The 20,538-nt window shown below is 53.6% G+C and carries 11 protein-coding genes; 1 reads left to right on the forward strand and 10 read right to left on the reverse strand.

The features are described 5' to 3' along the window. Positions 1-383: 383 nt before the first annotated feature. From DQG23_RS05265 to DQG23_RS05280, 3 genes are all read right to left on the reverse strand, one after another. The gene (locus DQG23_RS05265; protein ID WP_113029763.1) at positions 384-1,574 is read right to left on the reverse strand and encodes a bis-aminopropyl spermidine synthase family protein; all 1,191 of its coding nucleotides are present in this window, start codon (positions 1,572-1,574) and stop codon (positions 384-386) included. 470 nt (positions 1,575-2,044) lie between these two features. Further along, complete coding sequence (locus tag DQG23_RS05275; protein WP_113029765.1) at positions 2,045-5,230, reverse strand: MMPL family transporter; 3,186 nt, start codon at positions 5,228-5,230, stop codon at positions 2,045-2,047. A gap of 3 nt (positions 5,231-5,233) precedes the next feature. Further along, entirely contained in the window at positions 5,234-5,692 is a 459-nt protein-coding gene (locus DQG23_RS05280) for a MarR family winged helix-turn-helix transcriptional regulator (protein ID WP_113029766.1), read from the reverse strand. Positions 5,693-5,996: 304 nt separating this feature from the next. Between DQG23_RS05280 and DQG23_RS05285 the strand changes: the two genes are divergently transcribed. Further along, entirely contained in the window at positions 5,997-7,040 is a 1,044-nt protein-coding gene (locus DQG23_RS05285) for an SIS domain-containing protein (protein ID WP_158560311.1), read from the forward strand. Positions 7,041-7,286: 246 nt separating this feature from the next. Here DQG23_RS05285 and DQG23_RS05290 read toward each other — a convergent pair whose 3' ends face one another. The 7 genes from DQG23_RS05290 to DQG23_RS05320 form a co-directional block, all read right to left on the reverse strand. Further along, positions 7,287-8,378: an AI-2E family transporter gene (locus tag DQG23_RS05290; RefSeq protein ID WP_113029768.1), complete on the reverse strand. Its 1,092-nt coding sequence runs from the start codon at positions 8,376-8,378 to the stop codon at positions 7,287-7,289. A gap of 214 nt (positions 8,379-8,592) precedes the next feature. After that, positions 8,593-8,937: a hypothetical protein gene (locus DQG23_RS05295; protein ID WP_146762250.1), complete on the reverse strand. Its 345-nt coding sequence runs from the start codon at positions 8,935-8,937 to the stop codon at positions 8,593-8,595. Between the two features lie 78 nt (positions 8,938-9,015). After that, entirely contained in the window at positions 9,016-9,894 is an 879-nt protein-coding gene (locus DQG23_RS05300) for a DUF4367 domain-containing protein (protein ID WP_158560312.1), read from the reverse strand. Further along, a complete protein-coding gene (locus DQG23_RS05305; RefSeq protein ID WP_238177757.1) occupies positions 9,891-10,469 on the reverse strand; it encodes an RNA polymerase sigma factor in 579 nt (192 codons plus the stop codon). The genes DQG23_RS05300 and DQG23_RS05305 overlap by 4 nt, the downstream gene beginning before the upstream one ends. Before the next feature lie 31 nt (positions 10,470-10,500). Further along, entirely contained in the window at positions 10,501-11,709 is a 1,209-nt protein-coding gene (locus DQG23_RS05310) for an N-acetylmuramoyl-L-alanine amidase family protein (RefSeq protein ID WP_113029771.1), read from the reverse strand. A 425-nt stretch (positions 11,710-12,134) separates the two neighbouring features. Beyond that, positions 12,135-13,538, reverse strand: coding sequence for a sulfatase family protein (locus DQG23_RS05315; RefSeq protein ID WP_238177758.1), 1,404 nt, complete (start codon positions 13,536-13,538; stop codon positions 12,135-12,137). 718 nt (positions 13,539-14,256) lie between these two features. Next, complete coding sequence (locus DQG23_RS05320) at positions 14,257-20,247, reverse strand: glycerophosphodiester phosphodiesterase family protein (RefSeq protein WP_113029772.1); 5,991 nt, start codon at positions 20,245-20,247, stop codon at positions 14,257-14,259. Between the last annotated feature and the right edge of the window lie 291 nt (positions 20,248-20,538).

The following is a 20,538-nucleotide window of genomic DNA, read 5'->3' on the forward strand; positions in this document are numbered from 1 at the left end:
CTACACCTCCGCAATGGGCGACAAATCTCGACGGCCATCCTACGGTTCGCATCGCTGCAAAGCAGAAGCTCACGATCGATAAGCCTGTTCGTTTCAGCTTACCACATTCTCCTGCGAGCGACGAATACGCACCGTTAGAAATGACATAAGCAGCCTTCTCCAAAATTCGATACAGGCTTCCCCATCTCCTTCATCGGCCAACAAGCAAAAACCTTCAACCCACTCTTATACTGTGGAATTGAAGGTTTGGTTGCGCGAAGTCATGAAAATACTGCCCTGGACGTACCGCGACAATCGCGTCCCGACCCCAGTACCTGAAGGTATGGCTCATTTTTACGATCGATGCTCCGGATTTACGTTACTTGAGCCATACCCCGATTCCATTACGGACTGAGGTCGTCCGAACGCTCCGCCGTCTTCTTACCGATCAGATCGAACGTATCGTTCGCGCAAACGCGGCAGCCTTCGTTCTTCAGTTGTTCTACCGTCACGATGTCTTCCTGGAAGCCGACGACGGCGGAATGGCCGCACTGCTTGCAGCGGTAAGTCCTGACGGTTCGTTTGACTTCGCCGGTATACAGCGCATCTTCGAAAGCCCCGCCGATATCCGGAGCCGTCTGCTCCGTCGTCTTGAGGACGATCATCTGGCTTCTGTTTCCGATCATTTCCGCACCTTCGTACTCGTTAAAATGGGGAATGACCTCCTTCGCCACCAGCCCCATGCGTACAAACTCCCGCTGTATGGCCAGCAAAACATCGGGGGCTTTATGGGCGAACGACAAGAAAATCGGCAGGCCCTTCGCCTTCTTGAGGCCGCTGATCCCTCTGGAAATAAAGAGATTCAGCCCCTGCAGCGTATAAGGCGGATCGGTGAAAAAGCAGTCGTATCGCCCTTGCAGCTCTTCCGGAAGCGGCTGCCGCAAATCCAAGCGATGGCACGTAACCGGCAGCCCTTCGCGCCCGGCGATTTCTCGAATATAGCTTAAAAATCTCTCGTCGATATCTGCGACATGTATCGTGGCTTTAGGCTCGTTTATGTCCGGGAACAACCGTTTCAGCAGAAAGCCGAGCGATACGCTGACAAAATCGTCGTCGCCGACGCATAACACTTTTTTACCGATCAGCGAGTGGTCCCGTAAACATAGGATGGCGCGAGCCAGACTGGTTTCCGGCGTGCACTTCGATTGATCGATTTGCACATTGACTTGGGGACGTGCTTGGAATAAGTCCCGAAGCGACGATAACACGTCCGGCAGCTCGCTACGCCAATCCGTTTCCTTCGCCGCCAGCTTTTGGTACAAAGTCTTGTCCAGCCCCTTATATCCCCAGTCGTTCTCGATATACGCATTTCCTTCGGCCGTACAGCGGACGCCGCGTTCCTGTTCCAGCACGCCCTCTTTAATCAATTCCTTCTTGATCGCCGCGGCAACGGGAACGGGCAAAAGCGTTTTTCGCGCCAGCTCCTTTGTAGAAATCCCCGGTTTGAAATAACACTCTAACAAAAGCTGCTCGATCACCCGAGTCCCCTCTTGAATACGTACTCGCGCGTTTGCTTCCTCGATAACATTTTTCACGTTACTCCCACCTGTCCGTTTTTTTCTGCACAAAAAAAAGGGAAGAAAATGAACATAGCGTCCATCTTCTTCCCTTTCGGGTTATTGACTTGCGAGCGGCCTCTATGGAATTCCAGAAACGTCAAAATAGACGCGAAATTCCCGAAAAAAAGAAGCGCAAAATAACAAAAACCGTGCATAAGAGCACGGCTTCCCGCAGTCAACCAGAGATATGGCGGATGCCCGTTGTTCTTAACTAATCGGCAATCTCAATCGCGCATGAACGAATAAACCATTCGGATCATGGATTTTCTTCACGAAACATTTGAAATTGGCCGTATAAAATTAATTAGTTAAGAACCCACGCAGACATCCAAACATCCCCTTAATGAAATTAGGTTACATTATATAGGAAAAAGGAAGCAAATTCAAGCGACGGCAAAAAACCGGCTATGCGTTCGATCCGCAAGCCGGCTTTTTTTATACTCGCCTTACTCGGTCACGGTAACCGATATGCCATGCGGCTCTTGGCGCTTTGCTTGTTCGCCTTCGCCCGTCCGGAAAGGCCACCAGTTGGCTGAGCCGAAGGTGCGCACCATAACCGGGATGAACAGCGGCAGGAAGACGACCGCATACAAGAACAATCCCGAAATGACGATGGTGGCGATTTGCAGAAGCGACATGACGCCGGATGGCAGCATCGCCGCGAACGTTCCGCCCAGAATGACCGCAGCGGACAAAATAACGGTCCCCATATTTTTCATGGAAGCGACAATCGCTTCGCCGACGGACAAGTGCTTGTATTCATTGAACCGGTCCATCAAGAAAATACTGTAGTCTACGCCGAGCGCCACGAGAATGACGAAGGCGAAGAACGGCACGGCCCAGCTGATGCCGGAATACCCCAGCATATTCACGAAAATAAGCTCGGCTATCGCCATAGACGTATAGTAGGTCAAAATAAGCGACAAAATGAGGTAAGCCGGCATAATGATCGAGCGCAGCAGCACGACCAGAATGATCGCGATGCCGATCAGCATGAGCAAGACCGTCCGGGAATAGTCTGAATCGGAAATTTTCCCCAGATCGGAGTACATGCCGGTTACACCGTTGATGCCGAACTCTGCCTTCTCGAGCGGAGACCCTTTCGTTCCTCGCTCGACCGCAGCCTTGATCTCGTCGATTTTCGCCAGCGATTCGGTCGAATACGGGTTGCCTGCGAATATGACGTCGAAGGTGACGACCTTCCGGTCTTGGGACATATACGTATCGAATACTTGCTGGAAGTCGGCGTTTTGGAGCGCCTCTTCCGGAATGAACCAGCCCGCCATCTTATCGTCGGGCGAAGCGGCGAGACCGCCCAAATAATCTTGAGCCGATTTCAATCCGCCGGATACCTCCGATAAGCCGCCTACGCTGTCGTTAAGTCCTTTGGTGAGCTGCGACAGCTGGCTGTCCAGCTTCGTGAAGCCTTGTTGAATTTCCTCCTGGCCGCCGGCCAGCTGCTGCAAGCCGTCGATCACCGACGGAATTTGCGCGACGATTTGCCCTTGGCCTGCCGCAGCCTGACCGATGCCCTGCTGCAGTTTATCCAAGCCCTCTACAATTTGGCCGAGTCCGCCCGCAAGCTGCGTTTGACCGTCCGCCGCCTGTGCCAGACCGCCGTTCGCCTGCTGCAGGGAAGGCCCGAGCTTCGCAAGCTCGGCGTTCAGCTGCTGCAAACCGCCGGACAGCTGCGCGATTCCCTGCCCGACTTGGCTCACGGTTGCTTGTGCGGCCAGGAAATCCGCATCCTTCGCAAGCTCCGGATATTTGGCGGCAAGATTATCCATATTGCGCGAAGCTCCGCTTAGCGCCTGCGGCAAATCGGCCAGCCCTTTTTCGATTTCCGCGTATTTCGCGCCGAACGTTTCAAGTCCGGCTTCGATCTGCGAGTAGCCGCCGAGCAGCTCTTTGCTTGCTGCGGCAAGCTGCTCGGCGGATGCCTTCGCCTGCTCCAGCCCCTGCTTCAATTCGCCGGCGCCGGCCGTACCGTCACGCAAGCCCTTTTCAATTTGCTTCAAGCCGCCGGACAGCTCGGTTACACCCGATTTCAGCGCATTCGTGCCCTTAACAAGCTCTCCGGCCCCATCGGCCGCTTTGGTCAGCTCAGGCGCCGAGTCCGTCAGCCCTTTGCTCGCCTCCGCCAGCCCGTCGCGGATCTGATTCAAGCCGTCCGTGCCTTTGCCGAGCCCGTCGTCCAGCTGCTTGACTTGCTCGGTAACGAGCATATCCTTAAGCTCTTCGCCGACAGGACGCGTCGCGCTCCGCACGGCTTCGATGCCTTCGACTTTGCCGACTTCGCGGCTTATTTTCTCGATAAGCGCCAGCGACTCGGCGTTATCCATCGGCTTATCGCCTTTTATGACGATTTTAGCCGGAAGCGATTGACCTGGGCCGAAGCTTTCGGAAATAATATTGAACCCTTTGACGGAATTGTAGCTGTCGCCGATTTCGTCCAGCGAGTTATATGAAAGCTTGCCGTCGTAAGAAAATAAGAGCGGGGAGACGATAGCCGCCACGATCAGCAGCGCTACGACCGGTCTTTTCCAAGAGAACCGCCCGGCTAATCCCCAAATTTTGCTTTCGCTATGCTCCAGCGAGCCCTTGGACGGCCAGAACAGCTTCGTGCCCAGCACCGCCATGAAGAACGGCACCAGCGTAAAAAGCGCGATCAGCAGCACCCCGACGCCTACCGCAACAGCTGCAGCCGACTGATACAAAATAAAGGTCGAAAATCCGATGGACGCGAAGCCGACCATAACGGCGAGACCGGAGAAAAACACCGTTTTACCAGCCGTCCGGTAAGTTGCGCCGATCGATGCCCAAACGTCGCCGCGATGCGACAGCTCTTCCTTGAAACGGCTGATCAGCAAGATGCAATAATCGGTTCCGATCCCGAACATAATCGCCACCATAAAAATTTGCGTGAAAGTGGACAGCGGAAAATCGAACCGGTCAACGAGAAACGCCACGATCGACTGCGCGGACAAATAGCTGATGCCTACGGCAAGCAGCGGCACAAGCGGCGCGACCGCCGAACGGAAAACGACGAATAATATCGTCAAAATAAACGCGACGGTAATAAGCTCGGTTTTTTTCAAGCCTTCCTGCGAGCTCGTCATCACGTCTTCATCGATCAAGACGCTGCCCGTGAAGTAGTGCTCGACTTTAATGTTCTCCACCGCTTTGTAAAGCTGCTCGCTAATTTCAGCGGGCATGGCGACGGACCAGTCGACGCCGAGCAGCGCGATCACGGTTTTGCCGTCTTCGGAAACGAGCTGCTTCTCCAGCTCCTTCTGATTAAAATGCGACATAACGGACGTTACCGCATATTTTTCTTTCTCGGCCTCAAGCTTCTCCAGCCCTTGCTTTATTTCCGCAAGCTTGGATGCATCGAGACCGTTTTCGTCGTGAAACACGAGCACCGTATCCCCGCCGGAGCTTTTTTCTTCCCCCTGCTGATTCGCCTCGTGCAAAATTTGATTCGCCAGCGTGGACGAATAGCCGTCCGGAATACTGATTTGACCTTTATCCCTTACCAAATCGGCCATATTCGGAGCCGTGAACATCAGTCCCGCCGCCAAGGCGATCCAGGCGACCAATAAAAACCACCGCGATTTCAAAATCCATTTCATCGGTTATGCCTTCCCTCCGTCCTTCAGTAAAATCTCCGCCAGCTTCTCGTAGCTGGAGATGAACGTTTCGATTTCCTCTTCCGTAAAATGCCCCAAGTATGGAGCGAGCACGTCATTGATTCCTGCGTCACTCGCCTTTTGAAGCACTTTGCCTTCTTCGGTCAACCGCAAGTAGACAAGCCGCCGATCCTTGCTGTCCCGATCACGCACAAGCAAGCCTTTGCTTTCCAAGCGCGTAATGATTGCCGTTATGGCGCTTTTGCCTACGCAAAAAATATCGGCAAGCTCGGTAGAGGTGCATGAAGCATGATTATGAATGTAATGCAAAATGGACAGCTGCTCGATCGTTAAGTCGCTGCCGATATTTTCCCGAATTGTCGCATTGATCCGTTTATTGACGGTGAATGAGGCTTCCATGTATCGCTCTATCCATTGCTGCAGCTTATCGGCCTTCAAGCGCATTTCTCCTCCTTCTCGCCCGATTTTACAAATTGTATGCGGAGCGCTCACCTTCAGAACCGTTCGATCCATGAATAGTTGAATCCGGATACCGTTTCATGATTGAACTGTTCTACATGTGAACTATTTAATAATTGAACTATATCTTAAGCGAATGGCTGCGTCAATCGGATATTGACGCCGTTTAGCATTTTATCGATGTAATCACAATTATGATTGAAAAAATCAAATAAATGATTTAAAATTGCATTATTACATTGCAATACCTTTACTACACGACATTTGAATGATGAGGAGGCCCCCATTCATGAGCTTAACCTATAGTGAAATTAAGCAGCAGTATGCTGCATTGCAGCAAACGTACGATTATATGCTGTCCAAAAGATCGGCGATTAGCGATTTCGCCCGCGCGCAATCCGCGACATCCATTGCATTCGTCGGCTGCGGCTCCAGCTACACCCTGAGCGAGTCCGCCGCTTTCTCCGTTCGCCTGCGCGCAGGTCTTTCCGCCATCGCGCTTGCCGGCGGCGATCTGATGCTGAATCCCAAGCGTTATCGCCCTCTGCTTGAGAACACGCTGCTTGTAGCGCCTTCCCGTTCGGGAAGCACCAGCGAAGTCGTGGAAGCCGTACGTCTCATTCAAGAAGATAAACATGTGCCGGTTCTGGCGCTTTCCTGCGTTACCGACTCGCCTCTTTCCAAAAAAGCCGATTTCGCTCTAGAGCTTCCTTGGGCGTTCGACCACAGCGTTTGCCAAACGCGGACGGTTACCAATCTCTACGTGGCCAACCTGCTGATTGCGGCATTCCTTGGAAACGACGAGGCGTTGATCACCGACATCGGCAAAGCGATCTCCCAAGGCGAAGCGTATATGGCCCGCGTGGAGCAATCGATTCGTGAAACGGCCGATTTCGAATGGTCCCACGCCGTCGTACTCGCGGATGGCGAGCTGCAAGGGCTTGCTGCGGAAGGCGCGATCGCGCTGACCGAAATCGCTAAAGTTCAAGCGCACTCGCACCATCTGTTGGACGTCCGCCACGGACCGATGGTAACCGTAGGACCGGATTCGCTCGTGATCGCCGTGCTGACGGAAGACGGCGCAGGACATCAGCGCAAGCTGATGCAGGACATCCGCGGCCGCGGCGCGAAAATTATCGCCTTCGGCGACCGTGCGGCAGGCGTGCCCGTAGAGGACGTCGATCTCGCGGTTGTGACGGATACGGAGCTGGACATTGCCGCTCAAGGCATACCGTTCATTTTCATCCCGCAAATCGTTGCTTTGGTGAGCGCGGCGCGTAAAGGCTTCAACCCGGATCAGCCGGACGGCCTTACCGCTTGGGTCAAGCTATAATCGTCCAATACATGTATGGGGCTGTCCCAATAGTCCCTTTCGAAATTTTCGGTCCACGCTTCCTACGTGAATTCGTTTAACACAAAGAACCTTCATCTCCACTTGCCTAGTGGTTTGAAGGTTTTTTTGCATCATTTGAGGGTGCGCTCACTTGACTCCCTTTTGGGACACCCTCTTTTTTTACATCGTATCGGTGATATACAAAATGCCTGTCGAACCGCACTGACGAGGGAACGACTCACCCGGTCATTCCTCTCCGCTGCCGATCCGTTTCGCCCGAAGCAGATACAGCCTGTACAGGTATTCGGCTATTACTTTGACGATCGCAAATGTGGGCACGGCCAGAAACATGCCTAGCAGTCCGCCGAAGCTTCCCGCAACGAGCAGAAGCAAAATGATGGTTAGCGGGTGAATATTTAATTTTTTACCCATTATTTGCGGAGATAGGATGTTGCTTTCGATTTGTTGAGCGATTATTACGACAATGAGCATCTGTACGAGCATCGACGGAGAGTCGATAAAGGCCACGATAATGGACGGTATGATACCGATGAACAACCCCACATACGGGATCAAATTCAGCACCATGGCGCAGATGGCGAGAATAAACGTATATTCCATGCCGATGATCGAATAGCCGACGGCAAGAAGGACGCCCAGGCAAAAACTCACCAGAACCTTGCCTTGCAAATAAGCGCTGAGTACATTGTCCATCTCCCGTAGCAGTGCTATGCCGTCTTCGTCCCGATCATTCGGAAGAAGACGAAGAAGAACGCCAGGCACTTTTTCCCCTTCGCTAAGCATGTAGTAAAGGATGAAAGGCACGGTTGTCAAAATAATAAAAATATTGGTCAGAAACGCGATGATGCTTTGGACCGAATTAAGCGCGGATGCCATCGCACGATTTAAGTAATCGCCGATGTTTGAAGTCCAGTCAGGCTGGTTTTGCTGCAAATACCGGGCGATCCATTCATTTTTTTCCAGATTGTTGACTTGATTCTGAACGGATTCGATCAAATTAGGCGCATTCGCGATGAGGGAACGGAACTGATTCGCAATCGTCGGACCCGCCAATACGAAGAGCAACGCAATGAATCCTAAACCGGCGAGATAAACGAGCAGAATCGACAGCGCTTTGGGCGCCTTAAGACGCGTGAGGCCTTTCACGACCGGGCGAAGAATATAGTATAGGATTCCCGAGACGAAAATCGGAAAAAACAGCGTTCTGAAGACGATCCCAAGCGGGCGGAACAAGAAATCTACCTTTGATGCCAAAAATACGATGAGAAGAATAAGTGCGATACCATACCCGACTCTGAAGTATTTGCCCTGCGGCATGCGTTCACCTTCCCAAAAGAATGTCATGCATCATTAATTCTTCTTACCAGTCGGCAACTCCTGTCTGGCGCCGAAAAACATCACATAGTGTGACGTTTATTTCGGTCAAAAAAAACGAGCGTTCCCCCGAAGGAGACCGCTCTTCCCTAATATTGCTCATAAAGCCGATATTCGATTGCATCCATAGTAATTAAGCTGAATTGCCGTATTTCCGTTAACGGGCGGTCTGTCTCAAGGGGAAACGGGCGGCATCGCTCTCTGTAGCGGCAGCTTCCGCCGCACCCGCGCGTGCCTGCTTGCGAAGCAGCAGCTGCTGCTTCTCGCTAATCGACGCCTTAATGGCAGCCGCTTTGACAAGCTTATGCCTTTGACTTTCCGGCCCGTCGAAAAACCGGTCGTCTCGAGCCAGCTCAAGCAGGGCGCAGCGGGCTGCCCGAACTGCCGCATCCTCTATATGAAGCAAATAGTATGCTACCCTGTAACAGGTAATCTCCGCTTCCTCCAGCGCCGTTCTTTCCATCTCCGCCAACAGGCGGTTTTTCTCCCGCTCCTCGCCCACGCTCAGCCACCCCCGTTTCCCTTCGATAGTATTAACGAAGGTTTGCGGCATTTCCTTACGCTTTTAAAAAAACTTTTTTTATTTCATCGAATTGACAAGCTTCATCGTCGCTTCTTCCCCGACGGATGACGTAATCTCGTAATATGCCTCATGGGTGCTCCACTCCAAACGAACGGTACGTTTGGTCACGATCAATACGCCCTTGCTGCCGAATACTTTCACGTCCTTCACCTCAGGCTGTTCTCCGCTGAACGAACCGAAAGTGGTCGCCCTCTCGCCCACTATTTTCGACTCCCTGATCATGATGAAGCCGGCAGCGTCGGTTTCTCTGCTTCGGTAGTTCAGCATAGCCATATCCGGCTTCTTATCCGGCATATTGTATATCTCGACGGATGTAAGCTCAAAGCCCTCAGGCAGCTCTGTAGGCGCCAAGAATGGAAAATCGAGTTCCTTGCGTGCTTGCTCGATCGTCGTTTTGACGGGTTTGTACTCGATCTCGCCCCCTTCCGACGGATTTGGCGACAGAGGCGGATTCGGGATCGGCGGCGGCGCGCCGTCGGATGATCCCGAGCTGACGGAACCGTATCGGTCTTCTTCCGGAGGCGGCGCCGTCAAAGCTTTCGATTCGTCCCGGTCATTCCGTTTGAACGTAATGTTCACGACGCCGTCCTTCGTTTTATTCACCACAAGGGAATAAAGACTTGTCACAGCAAAAACCGGATTAATCGTGCCTGCGGCAATGCATATGAAAACAACCATCGATGCTGCGGCTGTCCCCAATCTGCCGATCCTGCGCCAATTGCGGCGGCGGCGCTTCTCTTCCAAACGTTTTTGCATGCTCTGCCAGGCCTCTTCATGGTCGGGAACGGGAATGCTGTCGAACGCGCTGCGCAGCGCCTCGGCCAATGCCGCATCCGTCTCATCCCGCTCTTGCGGTTTTTGCGGCTGTTGCGTCATCGCGCATCCCCCCATTTCTCGCTAAAGTAACCTGCCAGCTTTTTGCGCGCTCTCGCCAATCGCTGCGTGAGAACCTGCTCCGTAACGTCTAATTCCTTCCCGATTTCGGCATAGCTAAGATCCATAATATAATGCAAATATATAACGATCCGGTATTCGTATTTCAGCTCCCGCAGCGCCTCGATTAACGTTTCGTTGCGGATATGGCGTTCGACCAGCTGCTCGACCCCCTCGGAATGCGGATCGGCAAAGTTATCCTCTTCATCAGTATTAACGAGTCCTACGCCGCAAATCTGACGGTATTTTTTATTTTTGCGAAGCAAATCGTATGCCGTGTTCCGGCAAAGCAGCCTGAGCCAGGCCTTCATATTGGAGCCGTCGCGCGTTTTCGGGCCGCTGCGGACCGCTTTCATAAACGATTCCTGAATGACATCCTCCGCTAAAGCGTGATCGTTCAATATGATGAAGAGATCCCGGTACACGAGCTCGCGAAAGGAGAAAAACAACCGGCGCTGAATCTCTACGTCAAGCCGGTGTATGTTCGATCTGAACAGCTGAAAATCGATGTCATGCACCCGTTTCCCCCCATTCTTTCTTTAAAGTTCTTCATTCCGTCAAAATCCACGAATCCCCCAGCCATGTACGTACGCAAAGCCAGCCCTGCTGCCATGAGGCAACTTTCTCAAGCGTCTGCGGCGCAAGCTCGCCAAGCGGGACGGAATCGCCCGGCACCGCGTAGAACGGGGTCTTTGCCGTTAAAGCGTGGCTCCCTTCCTCGGGTACGACTTCGCCCGCCAATGCGCGATCGAGCGGCACCCAGCGGTCTCCCAGCCATGTCCGGATATGTCCCCATCGGCCGAGCTTCTCGAAGATCCGCACCTGCTGCGGGGACAAGGAAACGTCTGTCTCTGCAAACCGCACGCCTTCCTTCGTATAAAGTCCCGTTTGAGTCAGCAGGGTCATCGTTTCATCGACAGTCTCGGGCGACAAAGCCTTGCCCTTCGCTGCCAAATACTCGACGATGCCGGCAACCATCCCTTCCGCCAGCATGTCCTGATAGGCGGGCTCGGACATTCGCTTATCTTCGTCCGGATTGGACATGAAGCCCATTTCTACAAGCACAGTCGGTATCTTCGACCAATTAAAGCCGGATAAATCGTCGCGGGAGACAGCCCCCCTTGATCGCGCTCCCGTTTCCTTGACCATCGAATCGAGCACCGCCTTCGCGGCCTGCATGCTGTCCTCGCTGATCGAAGCGGTATACCGGCTCGAAGCCGAAGGATACAGGACGGAAATGCCGTTCGAAGCAGCCGAGCGGTCGCCGTCCGCATGAACGCGCACGAACAGGCTCGCTCCCGCATCGTTGGCAAGATCGGCCCGCTCCTTGTTGCTTATATCGACATCATGCTTTTCGCGGGTCATCAGCACCCGGTACCCGAGTCCGGCAAGCTTCTCTTTGACGAGCATCGATACTTCGAGCGTTAATATGTACTCCGGCTTTTTGGTCGCGACGCCCGTCGCTCCTCCCGCGACCTTCAGCTTTTTCTCGCTTGCGCCTGGTCCTACCGGCTCCAGCTCCGTATTGGCCTTCCGCTGATGACCGGGATCGATGGCGATAAGCGGCGCCGGCTCCTTCTGCGCCAGCGAAGGGACTGCTGCGGACAGGAGCAAGCCGATCGCCGCGATCGCCGCGACGATACGCGGCATGCTTTTGTACAAGGATAAACGGCTTCGCCGCCCGTTAAGGGCGTGCGCGTTTACCGGGAAATCGAACAATCCCCGGAGATATACGTTCTTAGATTTTGAGAAAATCACGCTGCTGCACCTCTTCTTTATCCATTGCTGTTTGATTCACTTATTTTCCCATTTTAACCTATCTACAGGATATTGGGAATGCCGCTTTATGAGCGGTATCCGACAGACACGTTCACCGGTAAATGAACGATTCCGCAAATCCCGGTTTTGTTAAAAAGCGGTATACATCTTAGCATACCATAATCGGCAGCAAAGAAACCCGCGTCTGCCGCCAAGCGCTGTTAAAGCCGAAGCGGAAACACCCCCCGGCGCTAAACGCCGGAGGGCTGGAGAATAAAGGTATGCGATTCGACTCCGCCTGCCGCCTAGCTCAAGCAACGCAGCACGCGGCAAAACAAGCGCACTGCGGGGTAATGGATCGATTCCTCATCCTTAGCAGTATATAAACCAATAGTTCCGCCTCCGCACGCGTCGAAAGCTCTCCACTAATCAAGCATAAAAGGATCGCCGATACGTTCCAGCCAATGCCGGAGCTCCCCCTCCAGCTTCCCTGCCGCCGCATCGGCCGGCAAATCATCGATCCGTTTCGGCGACAGCTGATAAGGATCGGCCATGTTATCGTAAAGCAGCCGTTCCGTCGCGCTCGATCCGAAGGGTCTTTTGACCACATACGTATGTTGCGCGGTTCTGACTCCGCGCCATCCGAACGCGTTGATATTCCGCCCGGATTCAGCCGCTTCTCGATGCTCGGACAGCGCACCGGGGTAATGACAAATAAAAGCTGACGAAGGGTTGGCCCGCCTTGGCGGCTCAAGCACTCCTTCCCGCATGACCGCCGACAAATCGGTGCCCTGCACGCGATCCGGCACGGGCAAATCCGCGAGTCCGAGCAGCGTCGGCACCAGATCGACGCTGTTAAACATCGTGCCGTCACGGCCGCTCTTTACCTTGCCGGGCCAGCGGAACATGCAAGGCACGACGATCGCTTCCTCGTACCAAATGTTCTTATGCTCCGTCCAGTCATGCGCGCCCATCAGCTCTCCGTGATCGGATGTCAGTACTACGATCGTATCGTCCTCGATGCCTTCTTCCCGCAGCAGGCCGAGCAGTCTGCCGAACTGTTCGTCCATCCCGGTAACGGCGGCATAATAATCGCGGAGATGCTCGACCGCCTGCCTTTTCGCTTCTCCCTCCAGGACATTAGGCCGGAATTCAAGCTCCATGTCCGCATACATCGCCTTGTAGCGGTCAGGCACTTCGCCGAACGGCTGGTGTGGCGGATTCCACGAGACGAACAAGGCGAAAGGCTTCTCCTTGTCCCGGTTACGGATAAACGATGCGGCGACATCCGTTTCGTGCTGCAGCGACCATTCGTCGACCTCGATCATTTCCGGGGTATCCTTCCAATAGTGCGGCGCCAAATGACGATCGTACGCGTTGTAGGCATACCAGAAATCGAAGCCGTACCGCTTTTCGCCGGGCGGCGTATAGGCGTCCCAATGCCTCGCTCCGGAAGCGGGCTCGGGCTCGCGGTTTTGCTCGGGAAGATCGAGATGCCATTTGCCGATATACCCCGTCGCATATCCGGCATCCTTGAGCATATTGCCGATCGTTTTCTCATCCGCATTCAAGGCGATATCGAGACCGAGCTTGCAGTTTGTCGTCACACCGGTCGATAGCGGATACCGACCGGTCAGCATCGACGAGCGGTTCGGCGAGCATAAGGGAAAGCAACTGATCGCGTTGTCCAGAAACATGCTTTCCTTGGCAAAACGATCGATATTCGGCGTCATCACAGGATCCTCGCCGAGAAAGCCGACCGCCTGCTTGCGCCATTGGTCGGGAAAAACAAATAAAATATTCGGTTTTCGGTCAGTCATGCGGTTCATTACAGCAGCACATCCTCTATGATTTCGTTAGGTTATGAAAAGCTCAGGCCTCCCGGTTATCTATCGCAACGACACATATCTTCCGCGAGTCGGCAGGGCATAATTCGAGCTTGCGGAAATCTTCTCGGCGGTAAGGAAATGAGAAAGCTCCATATTGCGATCGAAAGCGGCCATAGCAGCCTTGAAAGCCCTTTCCGTGCCATTAAGAATAAGTGACCCATTCCCACATCGTAAATAGGCCACTTCTGCCCGAATATGCGATTTCAGTCAAAATACCGCTGCCGGAGCGGAGATGGAGCCGTTTGCGATGCCTGCCCGACTGTGCACCAAGCCGAAATGAGGTTGCGTCGGTTTCACTTACACCGAATTCCTGATTATGAAACGGAGCATTTCCTGTGAACCGCCCGTTATCGTTCATGCAAAGGGAATGACTCGAATTATAAACAAAAAAGCTTCCATTCCCACTTTAGCAGTGGTTTTGGAAGCTTATTTGTTTGCAAATTCAGCACGTTATTAGAAGCTTTGGCAGCGTGGCAAGGAAGTGGGGAATAACCTGCGGGACAGTCCCCTCCATGCCAGGCACCGGCAGTTACCGTACCACTTGATGGGAGAAGAGGGGCCATGGAACAGCCCCTCCGAATCTTTTCATTGGTACGGTTGTTCAAGTCTCCTTTCATAAGAAGACTGCATTTTCTGCAAGGTGACTTGTTTGCAAGCGTTACTCGTAGATCTTGTTCAAGATACGGTTCAGCAATACCGCGGTTTCCGCTCTTGTTGCATGTCCTAATGGATTGAGCATACTGCCGGAGCCTTCGACCAGGCCCGCTGCGATCAATCCGGATACGCTATCCTTCGCATACCCGGACACTTGAGAGCCGTCCGCATAACCCGACAGCACGCTGTCGCCGCCTTTTAACGAGAGCTTGCCCGTTTTCTCAAGCGCTCTGTGCACGATCGTGAACATATCCTGACGGGATATTTGGCTCGCCGGATGAAAACGGTTGTCGCCTTCACCTTCTATAAGGCCAAGCTTTCTGGCGATCCCGAGCGCTTCGTAATAATAATCGTCAGCATGGACATCGATGAAATTATCACTAACGTTCGCTTGCAAGCCTAATGCTCTGACGAGAAGCGTCACGAAATCCGCTCTCGTAATATTCAAGGCCGGCCCATAGCTGTCGGCTGCGATTCCTTGAATGACATCTCTGGCCGCAAGTGCCTCAACCGCAGGCTTCGCCCACGGATAAGCGGAGATGTCCTTGAACGTTTTGTCGACGAACGTCACGGCATACCTGCTGAAATGGTTCGTTTCAAAACGGACGGATTTCGTTGCCGGATCGTACTTGCCGCTAGGTACAGCGGTCGCCTTGCCCGCAGCATCGATGTACCATACGACGATGCCGCTTGGTTTGTTCATTTCCTCGTCGCTCGGCGTATAAGGAAGCGATACAAACACAGACGATTCCGCGTGGCTCCACGGACGAATTTGACCGTTCTCCATCACGTGCAGCTCGATGACCGGCCGGTTTCCGATTTGCTGCTGACGTTCCGGAGACAAGAGCGCTGTATCGACTTTGCTGATAACGAGCGTGATGGTTGCTCCCGGCTTGGCGCCGCCATCGTTCAGAAAATCGGACGGCAGCGTTACGACGCCGTGCTCGGTCACAATTTCGATTTGATGCTTAACGCTTGTATCGGTGAGTGCGGCTGTCGGCAGCGTAACCTCGATATTTTTCGCTCCGTCGCTGCCTTTGACTTCGACATGAACCTTTTTGACGCCGTCATCGCCGTCTTTGGCTTCTTTCAGCGCTGCTGCGAAATGTTCCGCGCCGATTTCCGCAATTGCAGTCGATGCCGCTGCATCCGGCTTCGCGTCGACGCTAATCTCGCCGTTTGCAGGAGTTGGCGACGGCGTCGGTGATGACGTCGGTGTTGGTGTCGGTGTTGGTGTCGGCGTCGATGGTGATGTCGGTGTCGGTTCCGGCTTTGTCGTCGGTGATGACGTCGGTGTCGACGTCGGCGTTGTCGTCGGCGTCGGTTCCGGCGTTGTCGTCGGTGTCGGTGTCGGTTCCGGCGTTGTCGTCGGTGTCGGCGTCGGTTCCGGCGTTGTCGTCGATGTCGGCGTCGGTTCCGGCGTTGTCGTCGGTGTCGGTGTCGGTTCCGGCGTTGTCGTCGGCGTCGGCGTCGGTTCCGGCGTTGTCGTCGGTGTCGACGTTGTCGTCGGTGTCGGCGTCGGTGTCGGCGTCGAACCCGTTACCGTAATGACGCTGTCCGCATAAATGTTTTCGAGCACGCTTGTTGCCCGAATGACAGCCGTCCCTTCGTTATGTGCCGTTACCAAGCCATCCGCTGCGACGCTGACTACTTGATCCGCTGTCGAGCTGTATACCGACCAGGTTACGCTCTTATCGTTCGCTTGCTCAGGCAATACCGTCGCTTTCAAAGCCAAGGTCTCGCCCACCTTGATACTTGCCGTTTTCGGTTCGATTTCGACCGATTCCGGCTGCGAACCGCTCTTTACTTCGATCGCTACGGGCTGTGTGTAAATATCGTAAACCGGCGAATTGCCCGCCGTGTTCGTATAACGAAGCGTTACGTAGGCGGTGCCGTTTGCTTTGGCCGTCACGGTGCCTCCGTTAACCTCGATCATCTCGTGACCGCTTAATACGACGACTTCCGGCGTTACGCTCGAAGTTGTACCGCCATACGTGCGCACATCCGCCTTCAGCTCGGCCTGCGCGCCTACCGTCAGCTCGACTTTTTGCTGAGACGGACGAATCCGGTCGGCCCAGTCGGAGGACCAATGGCTGTAATCGGTAGTCAAGCCGTAAACGCCCATCGCAAAAGCGTTCTTATACTCGTTGATATCCCGGTAAGTCCACGGCCAAATCGTAATGCCGCGATGCTTGGACGCTTCGAGAAACTTTTTGCCGAAGCCCGGATAGCTCGTATTAAATGTCGTGTTCAACGGCTGAATGGCATCGAGAACACGGTAGAGCGAACGGGAAATGTCGACGTCGTTCGCTTGTCCGCCGGTCAGGAGGCCTTGCGACATGCCCGGCATTTTCTCGTTCACGCGCTTGATTTGATCGCCGATAAACGAAATCATGACAACCTGGTCTTCCACATCGTATTGCTTGATCAAAGCGATCATCGGATCGATGACTTTCGGATTGTAAGTCTTGATTTCAATAAAATGAAGCAGGTCTTTTCCTTTGAATTCCTGGAAATACTCTTCCAGCGTTGGAATGCGGGCATTAGGATACTCATTCGGAAACTGCTTGTTCGCAAGCAGCTGCTTCAATTCCGCGAGCGTGTAGTCTTCGATGTTGCCCGTGCCGTTCGTCGTCCGGTCCAGCGTCGTATCGTGCATAATGACGACTTGATCGTCCTTCGTTATATAAATGTCGTTCTCTACGATGTCCGCGCCCTTCTCGTAAGCGAGCACGGCGCTTTCAAGCGTATTTTCCGGAGCCAGCCCAGGGATGCCGCGATGCCCGATAACCCATGGCTTGCGTACGAGCGTCGTGTTTTTGTTATACATTCCTAGCGCGTCGAACAGCGTTTCCGGAGCAAGAGTAACGATGCCGTTTACGCCCGACGTAATCAGCTTATGATGCGAAACTGCATTCGGCAGCGATGCCTCACCCGTTTGTTTGGCCCAGACAGTAATGAGTCTTTCCTGCAAATACTCCACATTGTCTTGGGAAGCCGCTTGCTCGGGCATAAGCGCGATTTTCGCCAGATTGGCGTTTGTCGTTCTCCGGATATCCATCAGCTGCTCATGCGTTAAATTCGCGGCGGCCTGCGGGAAGTCGATGATACCGCGAATGATCGGATAGGCGGTACGCGCCTGTTTAACGAGCGCCGGTTGATCGGAGACGATGAACGCGTCGGCGATCCCTTCCGTTTTTAAATAGTCGACCAGCTTCGTTACCGTAGCGGAATCGTACACATAAAAAGCGGGAATCGTTTTACCGTCAAGCTTCTGCAAAGCGTCCTTAAGCGGGCTCAAAACCTCGCTCCGGTTTACGCCCGTTACCTGCAAGCTTTCGTTCACATGCAAAATAACGGTGGCCGGAAGCTTGTCCGGATTCATCGGAAGGCTTTGCGCAGCGCTTTCGACCGCTCCTACTATGCTCGGCGCCAGCGAGATTTGCGTGCTCGGCTCCATAACGTTCGCAAAATTGCTGTCCGGCAGCTTCGGCAATGCTTCCGTCTGTAAAGTCACTTTTATGCGGGCCACTTTCATCAAGCTGCCGTTCGCCTGCAGACCGATACCGCCCTTCGCATAGGCATGCGCCATGCCGGTATTCACGATCAGCTCGTCGTTGATGAATTGCTGAACGCGCTCGCCATGCGCCTTAATCGTATACCGGTAAAATTTATCCGCCTGAATCGCTTCCTTATACGACTTGGCTTCCATAACATTCCAGCCGTTTGCCGGCGTCCGTTCGGCGAATTCCACGCCGTTCGAAGCCGTGGCATTTTGCCTGACAGCCATTTGATAATAAGGATAGTTGTCATTCTGCACGCGGTACATAACCGAATGCCAGCGGCTCGAATCATTCGCCTTCGCATGCGTCGCTTCTGCTTCGATCTTATAGTTGCCGAATACCTTCAGCTCGTCCGGCAGCAGAACGCGCACCGCCGATCCCGGGACGGTCGCGTCGACCTCGAAAACGCCGTTCTTGACGCCGGCAGCCGTACCGTTCGGCTGCTCGATGATCTTCCAGCCTTCCGGCAAAGTCCCATCCGCCATATTGGCAAAATCGCTCTCGTACAGCACATATTCGCTTTCCGCAGCCGGCTTCGCCGCCACGAGCAAATCTACGGCAGCCGTACCGATCGTCGCGCGCACCTTGTGCAAGCCTTTTTGCTTGGCGTTCAACGTCCCGCCATTAATGACGAGGTTGCTGCCGGCAGCGGTCCAGGTAAGCTCGCCGCCTTTTACCGTTCCGGTCGTAAAATCGTTGAAGTCGGCTTGGAATTCGATCGCGTTCAAATCGCCCCCTTGATCGACGTTCGCGAGCAAATAGCCGGTATCATGACGAAGCGATGTCACTTGTTTGCCGTTCAACGACGGCGTTACTTTTATTTGACGCTTGACCATGGCGTTGTCGAATACGGCCGTCACTTCCGCCGTCCCTGCTTTTAAAGGAACAAGCTGATTGTTCACAACCCGGACAATCTCCGAATCGGACGAATACCACTTGATCCGGTCCGCAGGAACCGCTTCCTTCACGCCATCGGAGAAAAGCACTTCGTTCGCCGCGGAAATCGGACCTGTCAGCGCCTCAACTTCAGCAGGAAGCGTTAGATCCATGCTTTCTACACGCACCCGCGTCACCTTCAGATTTTTGACCGATACTTTGCTTTGATCCGCTTGGAAGCCGACCTTGCCTCTCTCGAGCAAGAGACTGCTCATCCATTTATCGGTCAGCAGATCGTACGTCGAACTATTCGCTTCTTTAATATAAAGCTTGACGTTCTGATCGAACGCCCGCACCTTGAACGAATAATCCTTGTTCAAATCCAAAGCTTTTCCCCAGCTGCCGCTAACCGGTACGTTCCAGCCATTGTCCGCATTCCGGAAAGCGATCTCGTACGTGCCGTTTTGCCTCATCGCCATTTGGTTGTACGGATGCAAGCCGGCGGATGGAGCACGGAACATAAGAGATGCCCAACGTCCTGTATTCAGCGCCCCTTGGAACTGCAGATCCGCTTCCACGGTGTAGTTGTCCCACTGCACGGGAGCGAAAATACGCGCTTGCTTGCCGGATGCATTGCCGTCGAATACGAGGCGGCCGTCGCCGTACACGTCATTCACCACTCCGAAAGGACTGCTGCCGGCGTTCACGTTCGAAATCCACCCGGACGGAATTTGCCCATTCGCATAACCGTCGAAGTTTTCTTCCAGCAAAACGTCGCTTACAGAGCTCGACACCGGATTCGATCCATCCAGCTTGACGACGCCGAAGCCGTACGTATCGTTCCAGAACGATTGCCTTTCATAAGCGCTCCACGCTTTGCCCGGCTTCACAATTTTCCCTTCGCCGTCCGGAAAGCTCGAACCGACCGTCATTTCCATCCCGAGCTGCTTCATCAGCTGCGGGTCGAAATCGAGGAATGTCCACGGAATGGCCGTTTCTAGATTCCAGCCTTTATCGGTTTTGCTGATTGCCCGCAAAATTTGCTTCTCGTCACGGTCCTTGTTCGTAGTCGCCGCGCCGAAGCTGAAATACGGCGTACTCGTACCCGGCTTGTACACGAAGCCGAGCTGCACGTCCTTGCCTTGATAGGGGGTAGATTGGTGAAGCTGCGGATCCAGGAAAATCGTCACGTTGGGATGATCCCAGTAGTAATCGCCATCCGTATTCGTCGGATCCTTGTCGACGTTCGGGCTGTCGGACAAATTCGGATCTTCGGTCGCTACGCCGATATATAAATACTTGCTGTCCCACACCATGCCGAACTTGGAGCTTAACGAGTCGGCGCCTTCCGCGCTCAAAACGGTCTGAAGGCTCTCGTTCAACGCCCATACGGACTCGTCCAGCTTGCCGTCGATGATCGGCTCGGACAACGTCTGGCGGATCGGCAGCTCCTTTCGCGCTTCCGCAGCCTCCGCTTTATCCGCCAATGCCGGAAACAAGCCTGCCAGCATAGCGGCAGCAAGCAATGATGACAATGTTTTTTTACCGCGTTTCATTCCTCACATTCCTCTCCCGGAAAATCTATGGATGAACCGTTTCCCCAAACACAAATGTAACTACAACCGCCGTCATTAATAGCTCCTTTATTCAAATTGGCACGCTGCTCTCGACGCATCCGCTCCTTCCCCTATGAACCAGCCGTTTTTCCGCTAGAACGATAGCTTTGCGTCCATAGTACAGCTCTACGTTAAACCAGTTTTGTAAGCGGAGAATTATCTTCACGTTAAGATATTATGGAGACCGGGAGAGTTGAAATTAATGGGTTTATTATATAAAACTTGATCTAA

This window comes from Paenibacillus contaminans (assembly GCF_003285015.1).
Lineage (GTDB): Bacteria > Bacillota > Bacilli > Paenibacillales > NBRC-103111 > Paenibacillus_V > Paenibacillus_V contaminans.